Source organism: Sphingomonas sp. R-74633 (genome assembly GCF_013416555.1).
GTDB lineage: Bacteria > Pseudomonadota > Alphaproteobacteria > Sphingomonadales > Sphingomonadaceae > Sphingomonas.
Genome location: NZ_JACCFG010000001.1, coordinates 501820 through 520963, shown reverse-complemented (window position 1 = coordinate 520963; position 19144 = coordinate 501820). Strand labels below are relative to the sequence as shown.

Genomic DNA, 19144 nt, shown 5'->3' with positions numbered 1-19144 from the left:
CGACGTAACCACTGCGTTGGCGCGCCGCTAGGGGGCGCGCGCAGGATCAGGCGACGGCCGCGATCCGCTGGCCCGAAGCCTCGATCGCCGCGAGCACTTCGGGCACGGTCGAGCCGACCACCACTTCATGCGCGCCGTCGAAGGAGAGTACACCGACATCGTCGCCGGCCATGTTGATCGTCGCGACGGTGCGCACTTCGGCGATGTTCACCAGAAGCGGGTCGCCATTGATCGATTTGAGCATCACGAAACGCATATTTGGCAGACCTCTACGCAGACTGTTTCCCATCATAGCAAGATCCCCCGCGCGGCAGGCGGATTCGCGCGATTAAGTTGTGGACTGGCTTTCCCGGCGCCGGCGACCTATCTGGAGGCCAGATATTCCCCCTCGCCGACCGCGCATTTTCGCGCTGCCGGCCGTTTGCCGTTGAGGACCCGCATGGACCGCGAAATCCGTCTCAAGCGCCTGCGCTTCCGCGCCTGGCACCGCGGCGTCAAGGAAGCCGATCTGCTGATCGGCGGCTTCTTCGACAAGCATGGCGCCGGCTGGAGCGATGCCGAGATGGACCTGTTCGAGGAACTGCTCGAGGAGCAGGACGTCGACATCATGGCCTGGGCGATGGGAACCGCGCTGGTGCCGGAACGCTATGCCGGGACCGTGATGACTGCCCTCAAGGCACTGAACTACGTGCCGATTTCCAGCTGAGCCTGAATGCCCGACCTCAAGACGATCCTCTCCGCCCAAAAGCCGCTCACCCTTTCGGGCGCACCAACCGGCTTCCTTCCCTGGATGCTGGCCGATCTGGCGCGCACCGGGCGGATAACCGTGTTCGTCGCGCCCGACGAGGCAGCGATGCGCGCCGTGGCGGGCACCGCGCCCTATTTCGCGCCCGAGCTTGAGGTCCTGAGCTTTCCGGCCTGGGACTGCCTTCCCTATGACCGCGCCAGCCCCACGCTGCGCGTCATGGCCGAGCGGCTGGCGACGCTCCACGCGCTCCAGACGGGCTCGAACAAGCCGCGGCTGATCGTCACCACGGTCAACGCCGTCACCCAGCGCACGCTCACGCCGTTCCGCATCCGCCAGCTCGTCGCCCGCCTCGCCCCCGGCGAGCGGATCGGCCTCGACAAGCTCGCGGTGCTGCTCCAGGCCAATGGCTATGTCCGCGTCGATACGGTGAACGACTCCGGCGAGTTCGCGGTGCGCGGCGGGCTGGTCGATCTCTTCCCGAGCGGTGCCGAACAGGCGCTGCGCCTCGACTTTTTCGGCGACGAGATCGAGAGCGTCCGCACCTTCGACCCCGCCGACCAGCGCACCACCGGCCGGATCGACGGCTTTACCCTCCTCCCCGCCTCCGAAGCGCTGCTCGACGAGGATTCGGTCAAGCGCTTCCGCACCCGGTACCGCGAGAAGTTCGGCGCCACCGCCACCGGCGACCCGCTCTACCAGGCGATCAGCGACGGCCGCCGCCTCGCCGGCATGGAGCATTGGCTGCCGCTGTTCGAGGAGCGCCTTGAAACGCTGTTCGAGCATCTCCCCGACGATGCGATCCTGATCCGCGACGCGGGCGATGCCGGCGCCGCCGAGGCACGGTTCGAAGCGATCGCGGACTATCAGTCCAACCGCGTCCGCGCCCAGTCGGCCGACCCCGGCAGCTATCGCCCGCTCGCTGCCGACGCGCTCTACCTGACCGCCGGCGAATGGGCGCAGCGCGTCGCCGACTGGCCCGCGCACACCGCCACGCCCTTCCACGAGCCCGAAAGCGCCACCGTCCTCGACTTCAACGTCGACGGCCCGCGCGATTTCGCTCCCGAGCGTGCGGCGAACACCAATGTCTATGAGGCGGTGGTCGAGCACATCGCCAAGCTGCGCAAGGCGCGCAAGAAGCCGATCCTCGCCAGCTATTCGAACGGCGCCCGCGAGCGCCTGACCGGCCTGCTCGCCGATCACGGCCTCAAGACCGCGCGCAAGGCCGAGAGCTGGCACGAGGCGATGGGCATCGCCGACAGCGCCGTCGCGATGATCGTGCTGCCGCTCGATCACGGCTTCTCCGCACCCGACGTCGCGGTGCTCACCGAGCAGGACATGCTCGGCGACCGCCTGGTCCGCCGTGCCAAGCGCCGCAAGTCGACCGACGCCTTCCTCAACGAGCTGGCGACGCTCTCGCCCGGCGATCTGGTCGTGCACGTCGATCACGGCATCGGCCGCTATGAGGGGCTCACCCAGATCCCGGTGCAGAAGGCGCCGCACGACTGTGTGGCGCTCAGCTATGCCGGCGGCGACAAGCTCTATGTCCCGGTCGAGAATCTCGAGGTCCTGAGCCGCTACGGCGCGGGCGAAGAGGGCGCGACGCTCGACCGGCTCGGCGGCGAGGCGTGGCAGCGCCGCAAGTCGAAGATGAAGGAGCGGATCCGTGAGATCGCGGGCGAGCTCATCGCCACTGCGGCCAAGCGCGCCACTCGCCCCGCCGAAATCGCCGAGCCCGATGCCGGCGGCTATCCCGCCTTTGTCGATCGCTTCCCCTATGAGGAAACCGACGACCAGGACCGCGCAATCTCCGACGTCCTCGAAGACCTCGCCGCCGGCCGTCCGATGGACCGGCTGATCGTCGGCGATGTCGGCTTCGGCAAGACCGAGGTCGCGCTGCGCGCCGCCTTCGTTGCCGCGATGGCGGGTATGCAGGTGGCAGTGGTCTGCCCGACCACGTTGCTCGCCCGCCAGCACTTCAACAACTTCACCCAGCGTTTCGAGGGCTTCCCGATCAAGGTCGGCCGCCTGTCGCGCCTGGTCGGCACCACCGAGATGAAGGCAACCAAGGACGGCGCTGCGGACGGCACGATCGACATCGTCGTCGGCACGCACGCGGTCCTTGCCAAGGGCGTCGAGTTCAAGCGGCTCGGCCTCGTCATCGTCGACGAGGAGCAGCGCTTCGGCGTGACGCACAAGGAACGGCTGAAGGCGATGAAGGCGGACGTCCACGTCCTCACCCTCACCGCCACCCCGATCCCGCGTACGCTGCAGATGGCAATGTCAGGCCTACGCGAGCTGAGCGTGATCCAGACCCCGCCAGTCGATCGCCTCGCGGTGCGCACCTATGTCATGCCCTGGGACCCGGTCGTGCTGCGCGAGGCGCTGCTGCGCGAACATTATCGCGGCGGCCAGGCCTATTTCGTCACCCCGCGCATCTCGGACCTGCCCGATATCGAGGCATTCCTGCGCAGCGACGTGCCCGAGATCACCTATGTCGTCGCGCACGGCCAGATGGCGCCGACCGAGGTCGAGGAGCGGATGTCCGCCTTCTATGACCGGAAATATGATCTGCTCGTCTCGACGACGATCATCGAGAGCGGCATCGACATCCCCAGCGCCAACACGCTGATCATCAACCGCGCCGACAAGTTCGGCCTTGCCCAGCTCTATCAGCTGCGTGGCCGCGTCGGGCGCGCCAAGACGCGCGCTTATGCCTATCTTACCACGCCGCCCGAACGGCTGATGACCGAAGCGGCGGACAAGCGGCTCAAGGTTCTCTCCGATCTGGAGAGCCTGGGTGCCGGCTTCCAGCTCGCCAGCCACGATCTCGACATCCGCGGCGCGGGCAATCTGCTCGGCGACGAGCAGTCCGGCCACATCAAGGAAGTCGGCTACGAACTCTACCAGTCGATGCTTGAAGAGGCGATCATGGACGCCAAGGCCGGTGGTCTCCGCGACGAGCGCCCGCGCGACCTGAGCCCGCAGATCACTGTCGATGCGCCGATCATGATCCCCGAGGACTATGTCCCCGATCTCGACCTGCGCATGGGCCTGTATCGCCGCCTCAACGACGTCGAGGATCGCGGCGGCATCGAGGCCTTTGCCGCCGAGCTGATCGACCGGTTCGGCAAGCTGCCCGAGGCGACCGAGAATTTGATCACGCTGATCGAGGCCAAGCTCAATGCCAAGACCGCCTGCATCGCCAAGCTCGATGTCGGCCCCAAGGGCGCGCTCATTACCTTCCACGACGACAAGTTCCCCAATGTCGCGGGGCTGCTGGCCTATGTCGACAAGCTGGAGGGCACGGCAAGGCTGCGCCCCGACATGAAGCTGGTCGTCACGCGCGCCTGGGCCACTCCCCAGGCGAGGTTGAACGCCGCGCTCCAGATCTCGCGCGGGCTCGCCAAGGCAGCCGGATGATGCGTCGCCTTCGGGCGGCGACTCCGGCACTTGGGGCGCCCGGGTGGCGCCGCCGGCCACGTTAACGGGCGCACCGGTATTTTTGCGTAGTTGCGCGAACTGCAACTGCGCTCAGGATATTCGCTGAAACATTGCCGGTCGCGTGAAGACCATGTCTGCCGTGCTCCTACGAGCGCGAGCAGGCTTGAGTCGTCGCGTCGTTCCACGTTCCGGGCTGACCCGTTCTGGCGATGTTTCGCGTTGAAATGACAAGAGTAAGGCTGCGTATCTAGCCGTGACGGATGTTGTTGAGATTGGCGAGACCCGTGGCGGGTCCGCGCGCGAGGAGCGACGCTTGGCCGAGCCGGACAGTTTCGAACAGCGCCGGCTGTTGACCGAAGCGATGGCGCGTCTTTCCCGCGCAGGCTCGATCGACGAGATCGTCGACATTCTGCGCCGGTGCGCTCGTACGATCTCCGGCGCCGACGGGATCACCGTGATCCGCCGCCAGGGCGACCGCGTGGCCTATATCGCCGAGGACGCGCTGCAGCCGCTCTGGGCGGGCTCGGATTTTCCGATCGAGAATTGCATCTCGGGCCTCGCCATTCTCGAAGCACGCCCGATCCACATCCCGGACATTTACGACGATCCGCGCGTGCCGGTCGACGCCTATGAACCCACCTTCGTGCGCAGCATGGCGATGTATCCGATCGGGCTGATGGGCCCCAGCATGGCGATGGGCGCCTATTGGAGCGCGGCCGGCCCGATCGATCCCGGCACCTCGGCCCTGCTCGCCAGCCTGGCGCGCTATGCCGGCGTCACGTTGGGCCGCGTCACCGAGGGCCGTGGCGCCGACCCGGCCTGACTCCGCTCAGCGGAGTTCCAGGCCTTCCTCAATCTCTTCCTCAAGCTCTTCGACCGAGAATTTCTCGCGCTGCATGTCGAAGCCGCCAACCACGTGCTCAAGCTTCCAGTTGCCGCTCACGGCGGTGCCCTGATCGTCGACGCTGCCCTCATAGAACACGGCATGGTTCCAACGGCCGTGATATTGCTTCACGAACTGGATGCGCGCGCCGCTTCGCCGCCCTGCTACGGTGGCCCGGCGCACGCCACCCTGCCCGTCCGGCTCGCTGATGCTGCCGGAGAACACGCCGCCCGCTTCTTCCAGCACGGCGATGAAGCCATTGTCCTGGTTACCAAAGTTGCTGACATAGCGGCCATACCAGACGCCGCTCATCTCGCGCGGATCGCTCATGCGCGGGCAACCATATGGGCAAGCGCAGGCACGTCCACCGGTGCGGAGCAGAGGAAGCCCTGGAAATATTGGCAGCCTTCCTTGGCGAGCAGATCGAGCTGCTCGGGCGTCTCCACGCCTTCGGCAACCACGGCCAGCCCGAGCGAGCGCGCCATGTCGATCACGCCGCGCACCACCACCCGGTCGCGGTGCGACCCGGTGATGTCCTGCGAAAGCTTCTTGTCGATCTTCAGATAGTCGAGCGGCAGCGCCTTCAGATAGGCGAGGCTCGAATAGCCGGTGCCGAAATCGTCGATCGCAACGCGGCATCCGGCGGCGCGCAACATGGTGAGCAGCCGCGCCGCCTCGCCGAGGTCCGACATGATGCCGCTCTCGGTGAGTTCCACCGTCAGCCGGTTGCGCGGGAAGTTGCTCGCGTCGATCCGCCCGAGCAGCGCGTCGACAAAGCCCGGCCGCGCCACATCGGAAGCGGTGACGTTGATCGAGAGCCGCAGCTTGGCGAGCGACATCGGCCAATTGGCCGCCGCCGCCAGCGCGCGCCGCTGCACATGATCCGAAAGCGTCGCGTCGAGCCCGGCGCGCTCGGCGGTGGCGAACAAAGTCTCGGCACCCAGTTCGCCGAATTCGGGGTGGTTCCAGCGCGCCAGCGCCTCGACGCCGACAATCTGTCCGCTCGCAATCGCGACCTGGGGCTGGAACAGCACGCCGATCTCGCCGCGCTCCAGCGCGCGGTGCAGGCTGTCGACCAGCACATCGACCGGCGGCGCCCCCCTTTCCAGCGGCACGTCGCCGAGCAGCGCTTCGCTCGCCCGGCGCAGCAGCGTGGCGGCATTGTCGCCCGCCTGGCTTGCGCCCGTCACCAGCCGCGCGCCGAGCGGGGCAATGTCGCCGCCCGCCACAAAGGGCCGCGCCAGCACGTCGTCCAGCCGCGCTGCGGCAGAGGCGATCTTCGCCGCATCGGCGTCGTCGCTGGCGACCAGGAATTCCGATCCGCCGATCCGCGCGACGATGGCGCCTTTGCCCAGCATCTCGCGCGCCACTTCGCCCACGCGGCGCGAGACGCTGCGCAGCAGTTCGTCCCCGGTGGTCCGGCCATAGGCGGTGTTCACCGTCTCGAAGCGCGTGAGGCCGATCAGCACGAGCCCGATCGCGCCTCCCTCCGCCAGCCGCCGGTCGATCCAGCGCCGCGCGCTGGGCCCATCGCGCGCGCCGGTGAGCGCATCGCGCACCGCGGCATTGGCGTCGGGTGCCACGCCCAGCGCCTCGACCAGCGCATGCAGCCGGTTTGTCTGCGCGTCATATTGCAAATGCTGCACCACGCGCCCCACGCCGGCCAGGTCGTGCGCAAAGGCCGTGGACGGCGTTTCGGCGTTCAGCCGCTTGAGCGCGCTGCGTGCCAGCGGGCGATCGGCGAGGTCGAGCTTGGCGAAGAAGCCGCGGGTGCCGGGCGCCTCGGGCAGGCCAAGCAGGCCGGCCAGCGCGGGCGTGAGCTGCAGCGATCGCATCGCCGGATCGAAGCGCCAGCCGAGCGGCTCTGGCGGCCCCTTCTCCTGCCCGTTCCATCCGGCCATCCGTTCGACATGGCGCTGGGCGAAGCGGATCGCGTGCGCCATCGCGGCCGAGGACATCGGGCTCGACAGGAAATGCGTGGCGCCAGCATCGAAGAAGTGGCGCATGTGCACCGTGTCGCTCTGCGAGACGAGGATCAGCATCGCCGCGCCGTGGCCCTCGATCGTCGGGCCCAGTATCTTGGCGGCGTCGAGCCCCTCCGACAATGCGCCGCGCGCATCGATCACCGCAACCGCGGCACCGCTGGCCAGGAAGCGCCGCTCGAGCGCATCGGGCCGCCGCGCCGCGACCACGCGCCAGCCGCCTCCCGCCGCCGCGGCCGCGACTTCGTCGCGCTGGCGAAAGCTGAGAACGAACACCGGGGCCGCATCTGCGTGGGCCGCGTTGGTGGTTTCGATGACAGTGAAATCTTCAGACATTCCGCCCTCGATAACGCGAACGCTTGCCCACCGCTATCATCATGCGTAACCCGTCGCACATGGCAGCCGCGCCCGCCCTGATCGACGCCCATGGCCGTACGATCCATTATCTGCGGATATCGGTGACGGATCGCTGCGACCTGCGCTGCCGCTACTGCATGTCGGAGCAGATGCGCTTCCTGCCGCGCGACGCGCTGCTGAGCCTCGACGAACTCGCGCTGATCGCCGATCGCTTCATCGCGCGCGGGGTCCGCAAGATCCGCCTCACCGGCGGCGAGCCGCTGGTGCGCAGCGACACGATGGACCTCGTCCGCCGCGTGGCACGTCATCTGGGCGAGGGGCTGGACGAAGTCACCCTCACCACCAACGGCACCCGCCTGGCCGAGCATGCCGCGGCACTGCGCGAGGCGGGCGTGCGCCGGGTCAATGTCAGCCTCGACAGCCGCGATCCCGAGACCTTCCGCCACATCACCCGCCACGGCGATGTTACCAAGGTGCTGGCCGGCATCGCCGCCGCACAGGAGGCCGGGCTCGCAGTGAAGCTCAACATGGTCGCGCTGAAGGATCTCAATGAAGCCGAGATCGCCCCGATGCTGGCCTGGGCGGCCGAACTGGGGATGGACCTCACCCTGATCGAGACAATGCCCCTCGGCGATGTGGACGAGAATCGCGAAGATCGCTTCCTCCCGCTCACCGGCGTGCTCGCCGATCTCAAGACGCGCTTCGACCTGATTCCCGACACCCACCGCACCGGCGGCCCCGCGCGCTATTGGCGCGTCGCGGGCACCGCCACCCGGCTAGGCCTGATCACCCCGCTCAGCGCCAATTTCTGCGACGGCTGCAACCGCGTCCGCCTCGCTACCGATGGAAAGCTCTATATGTGCCTCGGCCATGAGGAGGGCGTAGACCTGAAGGCGGCGCTGCGCGCCACCGGGCCCGCCGGCCTCGACCAGGCAATCGACGGCGCGCTGGCGATAAAGCCCGCGCGTCACGACTTCCGCATCGCCGCCGGCGCGGCCCCGGCCACGCGTCGCCATATGAGTGTCACCGGCGGATGAGCCAGCTGCGCGCGCTCGTCGCCTCGCCCACCGAACCTGCCCAGATCGCCGCCGACGAGCTTCTCGCGGCGTATGACTGGGTGCCTGTCGAGCAGGCGGAGATGATCGTCGCCCTGGGCGGCGATGGGCATATGCTCCAGACGCTGCACATGCTGCTCGAATATCGCCGCAACATCCCGGTGTTCGGGATGAATCTCGGCACGATCGGCTTCCTGATGAACGACTGGCGGCGCGAGGGGCTCGACGAGCGGCTTGCCCGGGTCAAGCCGTTCAAGGTGAGCCCACTCAAGATGAACGCAGTCAACGCCGTCGGCGAACGTTTCGAGCTGCCCGCGATCAACGAAGTTTCGTTCCTGCGCGAGACCCGCCAGACCGCGAAGCTCGAAGTCACCGTCAACGACCGCGTGGTGCTGCCCGAGCTGGTGTGCGACGGCATGCTGATCGCGACGCCCGCCGGTTCGACGGCGTACAACCTGTCCGTCCAGGGGCCGATCCTGCCGCTGGGCTCAGGCATGCTGGCGATGACGCCGATCAGCCCCTTCCGCCCCCGGCGCTGGCGCGGGGCGATTCTTCCGGACAAGGCGCGCATCGCGATTCGCGTGCTGGAGGCTGACAAGCGGCCGGTGAGCGCCGTCGCCGATCAGCGCGAAGTGCGCGATGTCGCTCGGGTCGAGATCGAGATCGACCATCACCGCGACCTCACCTTGCTGTTCGATCCGGAGCACGCTTTGGACGATCGGATTACGATGGAACAATTCGTCGCCTGACCCCTTGCAATTCTGAAAAAGCCGCTGCATAGGGCCGCCTCCGCCGCGGCTTTGCCCAGCGGAAAGATGGTGATCCCTGATAGCTCAGCGGTAGAGCTCTCGACTGTTAATCGAGCGGCCGTAGGTTCGAATCCTACTCAGGGAGCCACCAAAACAAACTGAAATCGTTAGATTTTTTGAAGTGGCGCCGCGGCCTTTGTCGCGCGCGCCTCTCGAGCGCGCCGGCCCGATCTCCAACATCCCGAACGAAAAAGCCCCGCCCGAGGGGGGTCGGGCGGGGCTTCGAGGGTCCGGGGGGAACGGACCGCTCAGGGGGGGCAAGTTTTTAGAAGAACTCCTGTCCCCGCGGCAGCGCGAGGACGAACACCGCGCCTTCGCCGGGCTCGGAAGGCTCGATGGTCAGCGTGCCGTCATGCGCATCGACGATCGTCTGCGAGATCGCGAGGCCCAGGCCGGTGCCGTCCACCTTGGTGCTCACCATCGGCTCGAACAGATGCTCGCGAATCTCAGCGGCCACGCCGGGGCCGGTATCGGCGACGCGGATACGGACGCGATCGCCCTCGGCCCAGCTGGAAATTTCGATCCGGCGCACATCGCTTTCCCACATCGCCTGGGCCGCGTTGAGCAGCAGGTTCGACAGCACCATCTCGATCTGGATGCGGTCGCCCAGCACACAGGTCGATCCGGGCTGAAATGCGCGAACCACTTCGACATTGCTCAGGCACGACAAGCGGGCGCTGACCGCATCGAGCATCTCGTTCAAGCACTCGGGACGCGCTTCGATCCGGCCGGTCTTCACGAACGCGCGCATGCGCAGCACGATATCCGATGCACGGGCAGTCTGGGCGGCGGCGTCCTCGATGAAGCCAAGCAACTGCTCCAGCCCATGGATGCGCTGGCGCAACACCGCAGCGCAGCCCTGCATATAATTGCTAGCGGCCGTGAGCGGCTGGCTGAGTTCGTGCGCCATCGCGGCCGCCATCGCGCTCATCGCCGTTAGCCGTGCACGCGCATCCGGATCGCGGGGGGCGCAAATTTCCGCCGGAAACGAATCACTTGCCGGCAGCGATGCCGAATCATGCACGTCCGACAGCGGCTGCCCACTTCCCTGTCCGCTACGCCTGGCAGCCGAAACGCCCTCGAACCCCATTAGTTTAATCTCCGTGCCCCAGTTTCCCTGCCCTGGGAAACCGGTGTCGCAAGGGTCCCTTAGGGATAGTGCGATGAAACTGCTTTGCAATTCACGCCATCTACTTGGCAGTTGGCGTCAACCTGCATAAGAAATGGAGTGTCCCGGATGCATTCCGGGCATGGGGAGGGAACTGCATGACCTCGGGACGTGCAGCGATATTGATGAATTATGTGACGGTCGCTCTGGAAGTCGGCCTCGATCCCTATCGAATTCTTGCTGACACGGGTGTAAATCCTTCGCAGTTGCGAAATCCGGAAGAGCGATTACCTCGCGGCGCAATCGCTTCGATCCTGGAACGATCGGCCATGGAGGCCAATTGTCCGCAATTCGCGATGCTGATCGCCGAGCGGCGCGACCTTTCCGCGATGGGTCCGGTCAGCCTCGTTCTCCAGCAACAGGAGACGCTGGAAGACGCGATCCGCACACTGATCCGCTACCAGCATCTGCTCAGCGATCTGCTGACCTTCACGCTCGAAATGCACGATGACGTGGGCACCGTGCGCACCCAGATCGTCAGCAACATCGATTTCGTACCGCGCCAGGCGCATGAGGCGGTGGGCGCGATCCTGTCGCGCGCCTTCACCGAGATCGCGGGCGAGACGTGGAAACCGGAATGCCTGCATTTCATGCATGCGGCTCCGCGCTCACTCGAGGTCCACCACCGTGTGCTGGGTTGCCCGGTAGTGTTCGGCAGCGACATGAACGGCGTCGTCTACAGCCGTTCGGCGCTCGCGGCACGCAATCCCGGCTATCGTTCGAACCTGGCCGCCTATGCCAACAGCTATTTCGAGACGCTGCTGCCCTCGGCGCCGTTGCTCAGCCAGGTCGATCGCACACGCCGCGCGCTCTATGTACTGCTGCCCTCGGGCCATGGATCGATCGACAATGTCGCGCGCCACCTCGGCATCGCCGCGCGTACCTTGCAACGCAAGCTGGAGGGCGAAGGCACCGGGTTCAGCGCCGTGCTCAACAGCGTGCGCCGCGAACTCGTCGTCCGCCATCTGCTGAACAGCGTGCATTCGCTCGCCTCGATCGGCGAGATGCTGGGCTATACCTCCCCGGCCGCCTTCACACGCTGGTTCACCTCCGAATTCGGCATCGCCCCCAGCACATGGCGCCGCTCGGCGCATGACGATCCGGGCTTCGCGCCCCCCTCCGCCAGCAACGGCCCCTCTGCGATCGAGGCCAGCGGTTTCCTTGCACCACCGGTGTGGCCGATGTGAGCGCGCACCTGCCCGCCTAGCTCCCCTTGCGACTCCCCCGCGCGCCTGCGATGTTCCGGCGATGACCGATCTCGACGCCTTCATCACCGGCCTGCCCAAGGCCGAGCTTCACCTCCATATCGAAGGCAGCCTCGAGCCCGAGCAGATGTTCGCCCTCGCCCAGCGCAACGGCGTCGCCATTCCCTTCGCATCGGTGGAGGAAGTGCGGGCGGCCTATGAATTCTCGAACCTCCAGGATTTCCTGGACATCTATTATGCCGGCGCGGACGTCCTGCGCACCGAGGAGGATTTCCGCGACCTGGCGCTGGCCTATTTCGAGCGCGTGGCGAAGGACGGTGTCGTCCATGCCGAGATCTTCTTCGATCCGCAGACGCACACACACCGCGGCATCCCCTTCGGCGTGGCCGCCAACGGCCTGCTCGCCGGCATGGCCGAGGCCGAAGAGCGGCTGGGCATCACTTCCAAGCTGATCCTCTGCTTCCTGCGCCACCTCGATGAGGAAGACGCCTTCAAGACGCTCACCCAGGCTCAGCCCTGGATCGACCGGATCGCCGGTGTCGGCCTCGATTCGTCCGAAGTCGGGCACCCCCCTTCGAAGTTCGAGCGGGTCTTCGCCGCCGCCGCCGCGATGGGTCTCAGGCGCGTCGCCCATGCCGGCGAGGAGGGGCCGCCCGAATATGTCGAGGAAGCGCTCGATCTGCTCCAGATCGACCGGCTCGACCATGGCAATCGCAGCCTCGAGGATCCGGCGCTCGTCGCCCGCCTCGCCCGCTCGTCGATGACGCTCACCGTCTGTCCGCTCTCCAACGTCAAGCTGTGCAACGTCGCCTCGGTCGACGAGCACCCGATCGACCGGATGCTCGCACTCGGCCTGCGGGCTACGGTGAATTCGGACGATCCCGCCTATTTCGGCGGCTATGTCGCCGACAATTACCGGGCGATCGCGAAGGGCCGCGCGCTCAGCAAGCGCGACCTGGTGACGCTGGCGCGGAACAGTTTCCTCGGCTCGTTCCTTTCGGACGATGAGGTCGCCGCGCATCTCGCGCGGGTCGACGCCTATGCGGAGGCACATTCGTGAGCATCGTCTTCACCCATTTCACCCATGACGAGATGGTGGCGGGTGTCCACGCCATCGCCGAGGCGGCCGAACCCTGGACCCCCACCCTGCTCGTCGGCATCGGCCGCGGCGGGCTGACCCCCGCGGTGTTCCTGTCGCATCGCATGGGGCTGCCGCTGGTCTCGATCGATCATTCGACCAAGATTGCCCAGTTCGGCGAGGAACTGGTGTCTGTGCTCGCCCGACGGACGCGGGACGGCGACCGGCTGCTGTTCGTCGAGGACATCAACGACAGTGGCCGCACGATCGGCGAGATCCGCGCCGCGCTGGCGGCCGAGGGCGCGATTGCCAGCCGCATCAAATTCGCCGTGCTGCTCGACAATGTCCGTTCGTCACAGGAAGTCGATTATCGCTCGCGCCGGATCGATCGCTCGGTCGACAAGGACTGGTTCGTCTTCCCGTGGGAGGCCATGGCCCCGCGCGACACGCTGGCCGCCGAGGCGATGGAAGTGCCTGAACGGCTTGCATGAATTCGAGTTCATTCACCCGCGGTCAATCGCGTATATGCCACGCTCCGTCTCGGACACATCCCTGCCGGCACGCGTTCGTTCCGTCATTAGCAGTGCCCAATATACAAAGTTCGGAGGAACCATGTTGAGAACTCCCAAGCGCCCCCGGTTCGCAGCGCTTGCTCTCGTCCTCGCCGGCAGCATCTCGCTGTCCGCCTGTATGACTGCAACGCCCTATCAGCCCGCCACCGGCGCCGGCAGCGCCCGCGCCGGCTATTCCGACCAGCAGATCGAAAGCAATCGCTTCCGCGTCAGCTTCGCCGGTAACAGCCTCACCGCACGCGAGACGGTGGAACGGTATCTGTTGTACCGCGCCGCTGAGTTGACGCTGCAGCAGGGCGGCGATTATTTCGTCCTCTCTGACCGTGACACCGAGAAGAAGACCGACATCGTCAGCACGCCCAGTGCCTGGGGTGGTCCCGGCCCCTGGGGCTATTGGAGCCCGTCCTGGCGCTTCTACCGCGGCTCGCGCTGGGGCTGGCGCAGCTGGGATCCGTTCTATGACGATCCCTTCTGGCGTGACCGCGACTGGGACTATCGCACCGTGACGCAATATGAAGCGGTGGCCGAGGTCGTGATCGGCAAGGGCCCGAAGCCCGCCGACAATATCCGCGCCTTCGACGCGCATGAGGTGGTCAGCCGCCTCGGCCCGTCGATCCAGATGCCGACATCAAAGTAAGCTAAAAACGAAAAGCCCCTCCTGTTCGCGCGGGAGGGGCTTTCGAGAGGGAGGGCCAAAAGCCCTCCCTTTTCTTTGGTCTGAGCTCAGGCCACCTGGCCGTGGCAGTGCTTGTACTTGTTGCCCGAGCCGCACGGGCACGGCGCGTTGCGGCTGACCAGTCCTTCCCACTGCGAAGGATCGGTGCCGAGATCCTCGCCCGAAGGCTGCGGGATGCCCATCTGCGGCAGACGGGTGGTGACCAGCCCGGCCGCGCCACCATCATAGTCATAGGTATTATCGTCGCCCGTCAGCGGGTCGATATGCGTGGTCAGGAAGTCAGGCAGATCGGGCAGCGCCGGTGCCGACTCCATGCGGAACTGGGCGAAGGCGAGCGTGCGGGTCACGTCCTCACGAATCTGGCCGAGCATCCGCTCGAACATCGCGAACGCCTCGTGCTTATACTCGTTGATCGGCGTCTTCTGGGCATAGGCGCGCAGATGGACGACCTGGCGGAGCGCATCGAGCATCGCAAGATGCTCCTTCCAGTGATGATCGAGATTCTGCAGCAGGATCGACTTCTCGATCTGGCTCCAGGTCTCGGGCTCCAGGTCCCCGGCCTTGGCCTCGACCAGCTTGTCCGCCAGCTCGCGAACGCGCTCCTCGACCATTTCCGGCTCGATCTGCGCCTCGTCCTTGATCCACTGCTCGACCGGCACGTCCACGTTGAGCGTACCGACCAGCTTCTCGCGGAGCTCTTCGATCTTCCACTGCTCGGGATAGGAACCGTGCGGACAATATTCGCCGACGATCGCGTTCACTGTCTCGGCGCGCATGTCCTCGACCACGTCGCCCACGGTTTCGGCATCCATGATGTCCGCGCGCTGCTCGTAGATGACCTTGCGCTGGTCATTCATCACGTCGTCATACTCAACGACCTGCTTGCGGATGTCGTAGTTGCGTGCCTCGACCTTGCGCTGCGCGGTCTCGATCGCCTTGGACAGCCACTTGGAGCCGATCGCCTCGCCGTCCTCGATGTTGTTGCGCATCATCTTGGCGAACAGCGTGTTCGAACCGAAGATGCGCAGTAGATCGTCGTCGAGCGAGAGATAGAAGCGGCTGAGGCCCGGATCGCCCTGGCGGCCCGAGCGGCCGCGCAGCTGGTTGTCGATACGGCGGCTCTCGTGGCGCTCGGTACCGAGCACGAACAGGCCGCCAGCTTCCTTCACCCGCTCCTTCTCTGCCGCGATCTCGGCCTTGATCTGCTCGATCGCAGCGTCCTTGGCGGGGCCGTCCTCCATTTCCGAGAGCTCGTCATGCGTGCGGAACTCGAGGTTGCCGCCGAGCTGGATGTCGGTGCCGCGGCCTGCCATGTTGGTGGCGATCGTCACCGCGCCCAGACGGCCCGCCTGCGCCACGATATGCGCTTCATGCTCGTGCTGGCGCGCGTTGAGCACGCTGTGCTCCACGCCTTCCTTGGTGAGGAATTCGGAGAGCATTTCCGACTTCTCGATCGACACGGTGCCGACCAGCACCGGCTGGCCCTTGGCGGCGTGCAGCTTGATCTTCTTGGCGATCGCCGCGAATTTCTCGTCGATCGACTTGTAGAACTCGTCCTCTTCGTCGACGCGCTGCACCGGCAGGTTGGTCGGGATGGTGACGACGTTCATCTTGTAGATGTCGAAGAACTCGGGCGCCTCGGTCGCGGCGGTGCCGGTCATGCCCGAGAGCTTGGGGTACATGCGGAAATAATTCTGGAAGGTGATCGAGGCGAGCGTCTGGTTCTCGGGCTCGATATTGACGCCTTCCTTGGCCTCGACCGCCTGGTGCAGACCATCGGACCAGCGCCGGCCATCCATCATGCGGCCGGTGAACTCGTCGATGATGACGACCTTGTCGTCCTTCACGATATAATCAATGTCGCGCTTGAACATCGCGTTCGCGCGCAGCGCCTGGTTCAGGTGGTGGACGACCTGGGTGTTCTCGAAGTCGTACAGGTTCGCGCCCTGGAGCAGCCCGGCGCCCTCGAGCATGCGCTCGACCTTTTCGGTGCCGTCCTCGGTCAGCACGATCGTGCGCTGCTTCTCGTCCATCTCGTAATCGTCTTTGACGAGCTGCTTCACGACCGCATCGACGCCCATATAGAGCTCGGACTTGTCGTCGGTCGGGCCCGAGATGATCAGCGGGGTGCGGGCTTCGTCGATCAGGATCGAGTCGACCTCGTCGACGATCGCATAGGCGAACGGGCGCTGCGTCATCGAACTGCGCTCATACTTCATGTTGTCGCGCAGATAGTCGAAGCCGAACTCGTTGTTCGTGCCGTAGGTGATGTCGGCGCCGTACGCCTCGCGGCGCTGGTGGTCCGACAGGTTCGGGATGATCACGCCGACGGTGAGACCCAGGAACTTGTAGACCCGGCCCATCCAGTCGGCATCGCGCGCGGCGAGATAGTCGTTCACGGTGACGACGTGGACGCCGTCACCCGGCAGCGCATTGAGATAGGTCGCGAGCGTGGCCACCAGCGTCTTGCCCTCGCCGGTGCGCATCTCGGCGATCTCGCCGCGGTGGAGCACGATGCCACCGACCATCTGCACGTCATAATGGCGCTGGCCGAGCACGCGCTTGGCCGCCTCGCGCACCGTGGCGAAGGCTTCGGGAAGCAGCGCGTCGAGCTTCTCGCCATTGGCGAGGCGCTCGCGGAACTTCACGGTCTGGTTCGAAAGCTCCTCATCGCTCATCGCTACCAGCGCGGGCTCGAAGCCGGCGATCTTCTTGACGATGCCGTCGAGCGATTTGACGTAGCGATCGTTCGAGGAGCCGAACAGGTTCTTGGCAAAGCCGCCGAGCATGGGTTTTCCAGTCTAAATCTAGGGTGGTCGGACGGGCGCGCCACTACGGTCGGCGCCCGTTTGGATGCAGAAACGGAAAAAGCGGCCGCTAGGGTTCAGCGGGCCGCGAAAAAGCTCATTCGAGCCGGCGCTCGAAGGGCAAATGCAGCGCGGCAAGCGCAAGCTGCACGGTGGCGAGCGGGGTGGCCTTTTCGGGCCGAAGGAGCGGCACCACAACCGCAGGCGCAGCGCGCCGGGCGGGAAGCACCGCTGCCTGGGCTGCCTGCGCCGCCTGGACCACCGCTACGCCCTGCACCTGCCGCATCCCGCCGCGATCGGCCTGACCGACACCGGTCAGGCTCGCGAGGAAGGCAGTCAGGAGAAGCAGCAGTTCCAAAAACGAAGCTCGCAAATACCCGTGGCGCCCCGGAATAGAGGGACGTGCTTCGGCGACATAGTAATTCCGATCGGCTTCGTCCAATCGAAAGCGAATATAGTCAGTCAGTCGGGCGTGCCCGGCCCGGGCATCAATCCGCCGCGCCGACCTCGAACAGGACCTCGACCATCCGGGTGTCGGGCCGCAATCCGCCGTTGATGCGCGCGTCGAGCGGCGTCGCCTGCGCCATCGCCTGCTCGCACGCGATCTTGTCCAGCGCGACGCTTCCGCTGCCCAGTTCCACGCGGCAGGCGTCGGGTTTCGCCGACCGCCCGAAATGCACTCGCAGCAAGGTCGGGCGGGTATAGTCCTTCGGCAGCTTCTGCAGGCTGATCCCGAGGCCGAGCGCGGGCACGTCGTCATACCGCACGTTGCCGGCGTTCAATTTCCAGGAGAAGGTGCCCGAATAGATGCTGCGAATGGCGTTGCCCGAAGCATCGCGCGCCGGCTTGAAGCGCGCACGGCCGAGAAGCACGGCGCAGGTCTGTTGATCGAGATCGAGGAAGCCCGAGGTCCAGACGACCCGGCAATCCACGGTTTTCCCCGTCGCATCGACGCCGAGCGCGAACTGGACCTTGCCATATTCGTCACGGCCGAGCGCCGTTCCCGGATAGTCGTCGTCGGTTATCCAGTTCTGTGGCGAGATCGGCACCGGCTTCTGGGCAACCGCCTCCGGTGCCGGCACTGCCTGTCCGGCGAGCAACAATGCGAAAAGCACCGGCCACCTCCCCCTGATAGCGACGAAGGCCCGGGCGCCCCGCCCGGGCCTGGCACAACGTTACTTGGCCGCAGCGCCCGTGGTGAATTCCACCGGGGCCGAGCGCGATGCCGGAGCCTTGCCGCCTTCGACCGGCAGCTTGATCGTCTGGACCTGCTGGCAGGCGACCTTGTCGATGCCGGGGCTGCCGCTCGACTGCTCGAGCGTGCAGGCCGTAACCGCGCCCTTCTTGTCGAAATCAAGGTGCACGACCGGTGCCTGGGTATAGCTCGCCGGCAGCTTCTGCACGGTAATCGTCATGATGGGGGCCGAAGCGGTCTGGCCGGCAAGCGCCAGCAGGGTAGCGAGAATCATGGAAAGCCTTTCGAGTCACAAGCGATCGGTGCTCTTGGTAGCGCCTGGCGAGGCGCTGTCCATCTGGGAGCGTCAGGGCGTTCTGGAAATGGCTATTTCCATCGTGCCGGTGGTGACGTGCGGCTTACCTGCCCGATCGAGCGGCGGCACAAAGGGATCGATTCCCCCGGAGCAAGGGCTGGGACGTCCTTCGAGAATCCCCTCCTGTCCTGTCGGAACCTCGCGGCAATTTTCCACCTTCCCGCTTTCGGTGATGTCGAATTGGACTCGCGTACGGCCCACTACCACCTGGCCCGGCCTGGAATAGAGCCCTGCAAGCGCGGCATCGGTGCCGAACCAGTTCGAATACTCCATCGTCAGCGTGCGCGGCTTGCCCATGCCGCCAATCGCTTCGAGCATGCCCGGCGGAAGCCCTTGGGCGGCCTCGTCGCATGGCGCGTTCATTGCGCTGGAGACCGTGCCTTCGAGCTTTTCCTCGCATCCAAGCACCTTGTCGTCGGCCGAAATGCGAAGGATCGCGGCGATGTGCGACTTGGCGATCGGCTGTGGCGGCGTCGGCGGGATCTGCCAGATGACGCTGCTGTTGTATGGCATACCGGGCCGCGAGACGCTGAACCGGGCGCGCCGAGTGAGCAGGGCGCAGGTTGCCTCATCGAGCGCCGCCGAGCCCGACGAACCGGTAATGTCGCAACGCTCGACGCTGCCGTCGCCGGCGACGGTCAGCCTGAACTTCGTCTGGCCCTCTTCGCGGTTGCGAAGCGCACTGGCCGGATAATCGTCTTCGGTGATCCATTCCGGCAGATTGAGCGGCTTGGCCGCAGTTGCGCTTGGACTTGCGTCCTGCAGCATCAGCAACATCGCCAGGATCATACCAGCATTCCCGCCAAAACCATT

18 protein-coding genes and 1 tRNA gene are annotated in these 19144 nt (G+C 65.9%); 10 read left to right on the top strand and 9 right to left on the bottom strand.

Annotation, left to right across the window (positions count from 1 at the left end):
* Positions 1 to 46: 46 nt before the first annotated feature.
* Entirely contained in the window at positions 47 to 256 is a 210-nt protein-coding gene (locus tag HZY97_RS02520; RefSeq protein ID WP_180140252.1) for a hypothetical protein, read from the bottom strand.
* 183 nt (positions 257 to 439) lie between these two features.
* On the opposite strand from HZY97_RS02520, the gene HZY97_RS02515 reads away from it, so the two are divergent.
* The 3 genes from HZY97_RS02515 (at position 440) to HZY97_RS02505 (ending at position 5012) form a co-directional block, all read left to right on the top strand.
* Entirely contained in the window at positions 440 to 706 is a 267-nt protein-coding gene (locus HZY97_RS02515) for a succinate dehydrogenase assembly factor 2 (protein WP_180140250.1), read from the top strand.
* 6 nt (positions 707 to 712) lie between these two features.
* Positions 713 to 4168, top strand: coding sequence for a transcription-repair coupling factor (gene mfd, locus HZY97_RS02510; protein WP_180140249.1), 3456 nt, complete (start codon positions 713 to 715; stop codon positions 4166 to 4168).
* A gap of 334 nt (positions 4169 to 4502) precedes the next feature.
* Complete coding sequence (locus HZY97_RS02505; RefSeq protein ID WP_180140248.1) at positions 4503 to 5012, top strand: GAF domain-containing protein; 510 nt, start codon at positions 4503 to 4505, stop codon at positions 5010 to 5012.
* 6 nt (positions 5013 to 5018) lie between these two features.
* Here the strand turns inward: HZY97_RS02505 and HZY97_RS02500 are convergent, their stop codons facing one another.
* Together HZY97_RS02500 and HZY97_RS02495 are read right to left on the bottom strand one after the other, a co-directional pair.
* Positions 5019 to 5402 (bottom strand): hypothetical protein, encoded by a 384-nt coding sequence (locus tag HZY97_RS02500; RefSeq protein WP_180140247.1) that lies wholly within the window; start codon positions 5400 to 5402, stop codon positions 5019 to 5021.
* A complete protein-coding gene (locus HZY97_RS02495; protein WP_180140246.1) occupies positions 5399 to 7390 on the bottom strand; it encodes a bifunctional diguanylate cyclase/phosphodiesterase in 1992 nt (663 codons plus the stop codon). The genes HZY97_RS02500 and HZY97_RS02495 overlap by 4 nt, the downstream gene beginning before the upstream one ends.
* 59 nt (positions 7391 to 7449) lie before the next feature.
* Here HZY97_RS02495 and moaA point away from each other — a divergent pair, with 59 nt between their 5' ends.
* From moaA to HZY97_RS02480, 3 genes are all read left to right on the top strand, one after another.
* A complete protein-coding gene (gene moaA / locus HZY97_RS02490) occupies positions 7450 to 8448 on the top strand; it encodes a GTP 3',8-cyclase MoaA (RefSeq protein ID WP_257214849.1) in 999 nt (332 codons plus the stop codon).
* Positions 8445 to 9215 carry an NAD kinase gene (locus tag HZY97_RS02485; RefSeq protein WP_180140244.1) on the top strand — a complete coding sequence of 257 codons (771 nt, stop codon included), beginning with the start codon at positions 8445 to 8447 and terminating at the stop codon, positions 9213 to 9215. Before moaA ends, HZY97_RS02485 begins: the two co-directional genes overlap by 4 nt.
* Before the next feature lie 73 nt (positions 9216 to 9288).
* Positions 9289 to 9363, top strand: a tRNA-Asn gene (locus tag HZY97_RS02480).
* Positions 9364 to 9540: 177 nt separating this feature from the next.
* Here the strand turns inward: HZY97_RS02480 and HZY97_RS02475 are convergent.
* A complete protein-coding gene (locus HZY97_RS02475) occupies positions 9541 to 10206 on the bottom strand; it encodes a sensor histidine kinase (protein ID WP_180140243.1) in 666 nt (221 codons plus the stop codon).
* Between the two features lie 335 nt (positions 10207 to 10541).
* On the opposite strand from HZY97_RS02475, the gene HZY97_RS02470 reads away from it, so the two are divergent.
* The 4 genes from HZY97_RS02470 to HZY97_RS02455 all read left to right on the top strand — a co-directional run bounded on the left by HZY97_RS02470 (position 10542) and on the right by HZY97_RS02455 (position 13935).
* Positions 10542 to 11630, top strand: coding sequence for an AraC family transcriptional regulator (locus tag HZY97_RS02470; protein WP_180140242.1), 1089 nt, complete (start codon positions 10542 to 10544; stop codon positions 11628 to 11630).
* Positions 11631 to 11691: 61 nt separating this feature from the next.
* A complete protein-coding gene (locus HZY97_RS02465; protein ID WP_180140241.1) occupies positions 11692 to 12708 on the top strand; it encodes an adenosine deaminase in 1017 nt (338 codons plus the stop codon).
* A complete protein-coding gene (locus HZY97_RS02460; RefSeq protein ID WP_373684268.1) occupies positions 12705 to 13217 on the top strand; it encodes a phosphoribosyltransferase in 513 nt (170 codons plus the stop codon). The genes HZY97_RS02465 and HZY97_RS02460 overlap by 4 nt, the downstream gene beginning before the upstream one ends.
* A 199-nt stretch (positions 13218 to 13416) precedes the next feature.
* Entirely contained in the window at positions 13417 to 13935 is a 519-nt protein-coding gene (locus HZY97_RS02455; RefSeq protein ID WP_306670043.1) for a hypothetical protein, read from the top strand.
* An 86-nt stretch (positions 13936 to 14021) separates the two neighbouring features.
* On the opposite strand, the gene secA is transcribed toward HZY97_RS02455, so the two are convergent.
* The 5 genes from secA to HZY97_RS02430 all read right to left on the bottom strand — a co-directional run bounded on the left by secA (position 14022) and on the right by HZY97_RS02430 (position 19120).
* Complete coding sequence (gene secA, locus HZY97_RS02450; protein WP_180140239.1) at positions 14022 to 16763, bottom strand: preprotein translocase subunit SecA; 2742 nt, start codon at positions 16761 to 16763, stop codon at positions 14022 to 14024.
* A gap of 115 nt (positions 16764 to 16878) precedes the next feature.
* A complete protein-coding gene (locus HZY97_RS02445) occupies positions 16879 to 17139 on the bottom strand; it encodes a hypothetical protein (RefSeq protein WP_180140238.1) in 261 nt (86 codons plus the stop codon).
* Between the two features lie 130 nt (positions 17140 to 17269).
* Positions 17270 to 17896 (bottom strand): energy transducer TonB, encoded by a 627-nt coding sequence (locus tag HZY97_RS02440; RefSeq protein ID WP_180140236.1) that lies wholly within the window; start codon positions 17894 to 17896, stop codon positions 17270 to 17272.
* A 60-nt stretch (positions 17897 to 17956) separates the two neighbouring features.
* Complete coding sequence (locus tag HZY97_RS02435; protein ID WP_180140234.1) at positions 17957 to 18250, bottom strand: energy transducer TonB; 294 nt, start codon at positions 18248 to 18250, stop codon at positions 17957 to 17959.
* 72 nt (positions 18251 to 18322) lie between these two features.
* On the bottom strand, positions 18323 to 19120 hold the full coding sequence (locus HZY97_RS02430; RefSeq protein WP_180140232.1) for an energy transducer TonB: 798 nt from the start codon (positions 19118 to 19120) through the stop codon (positions 18323 to 18325).
* Between the last annotated feature and the right edge of the window lie 24 nt (positions 19121 to 19144).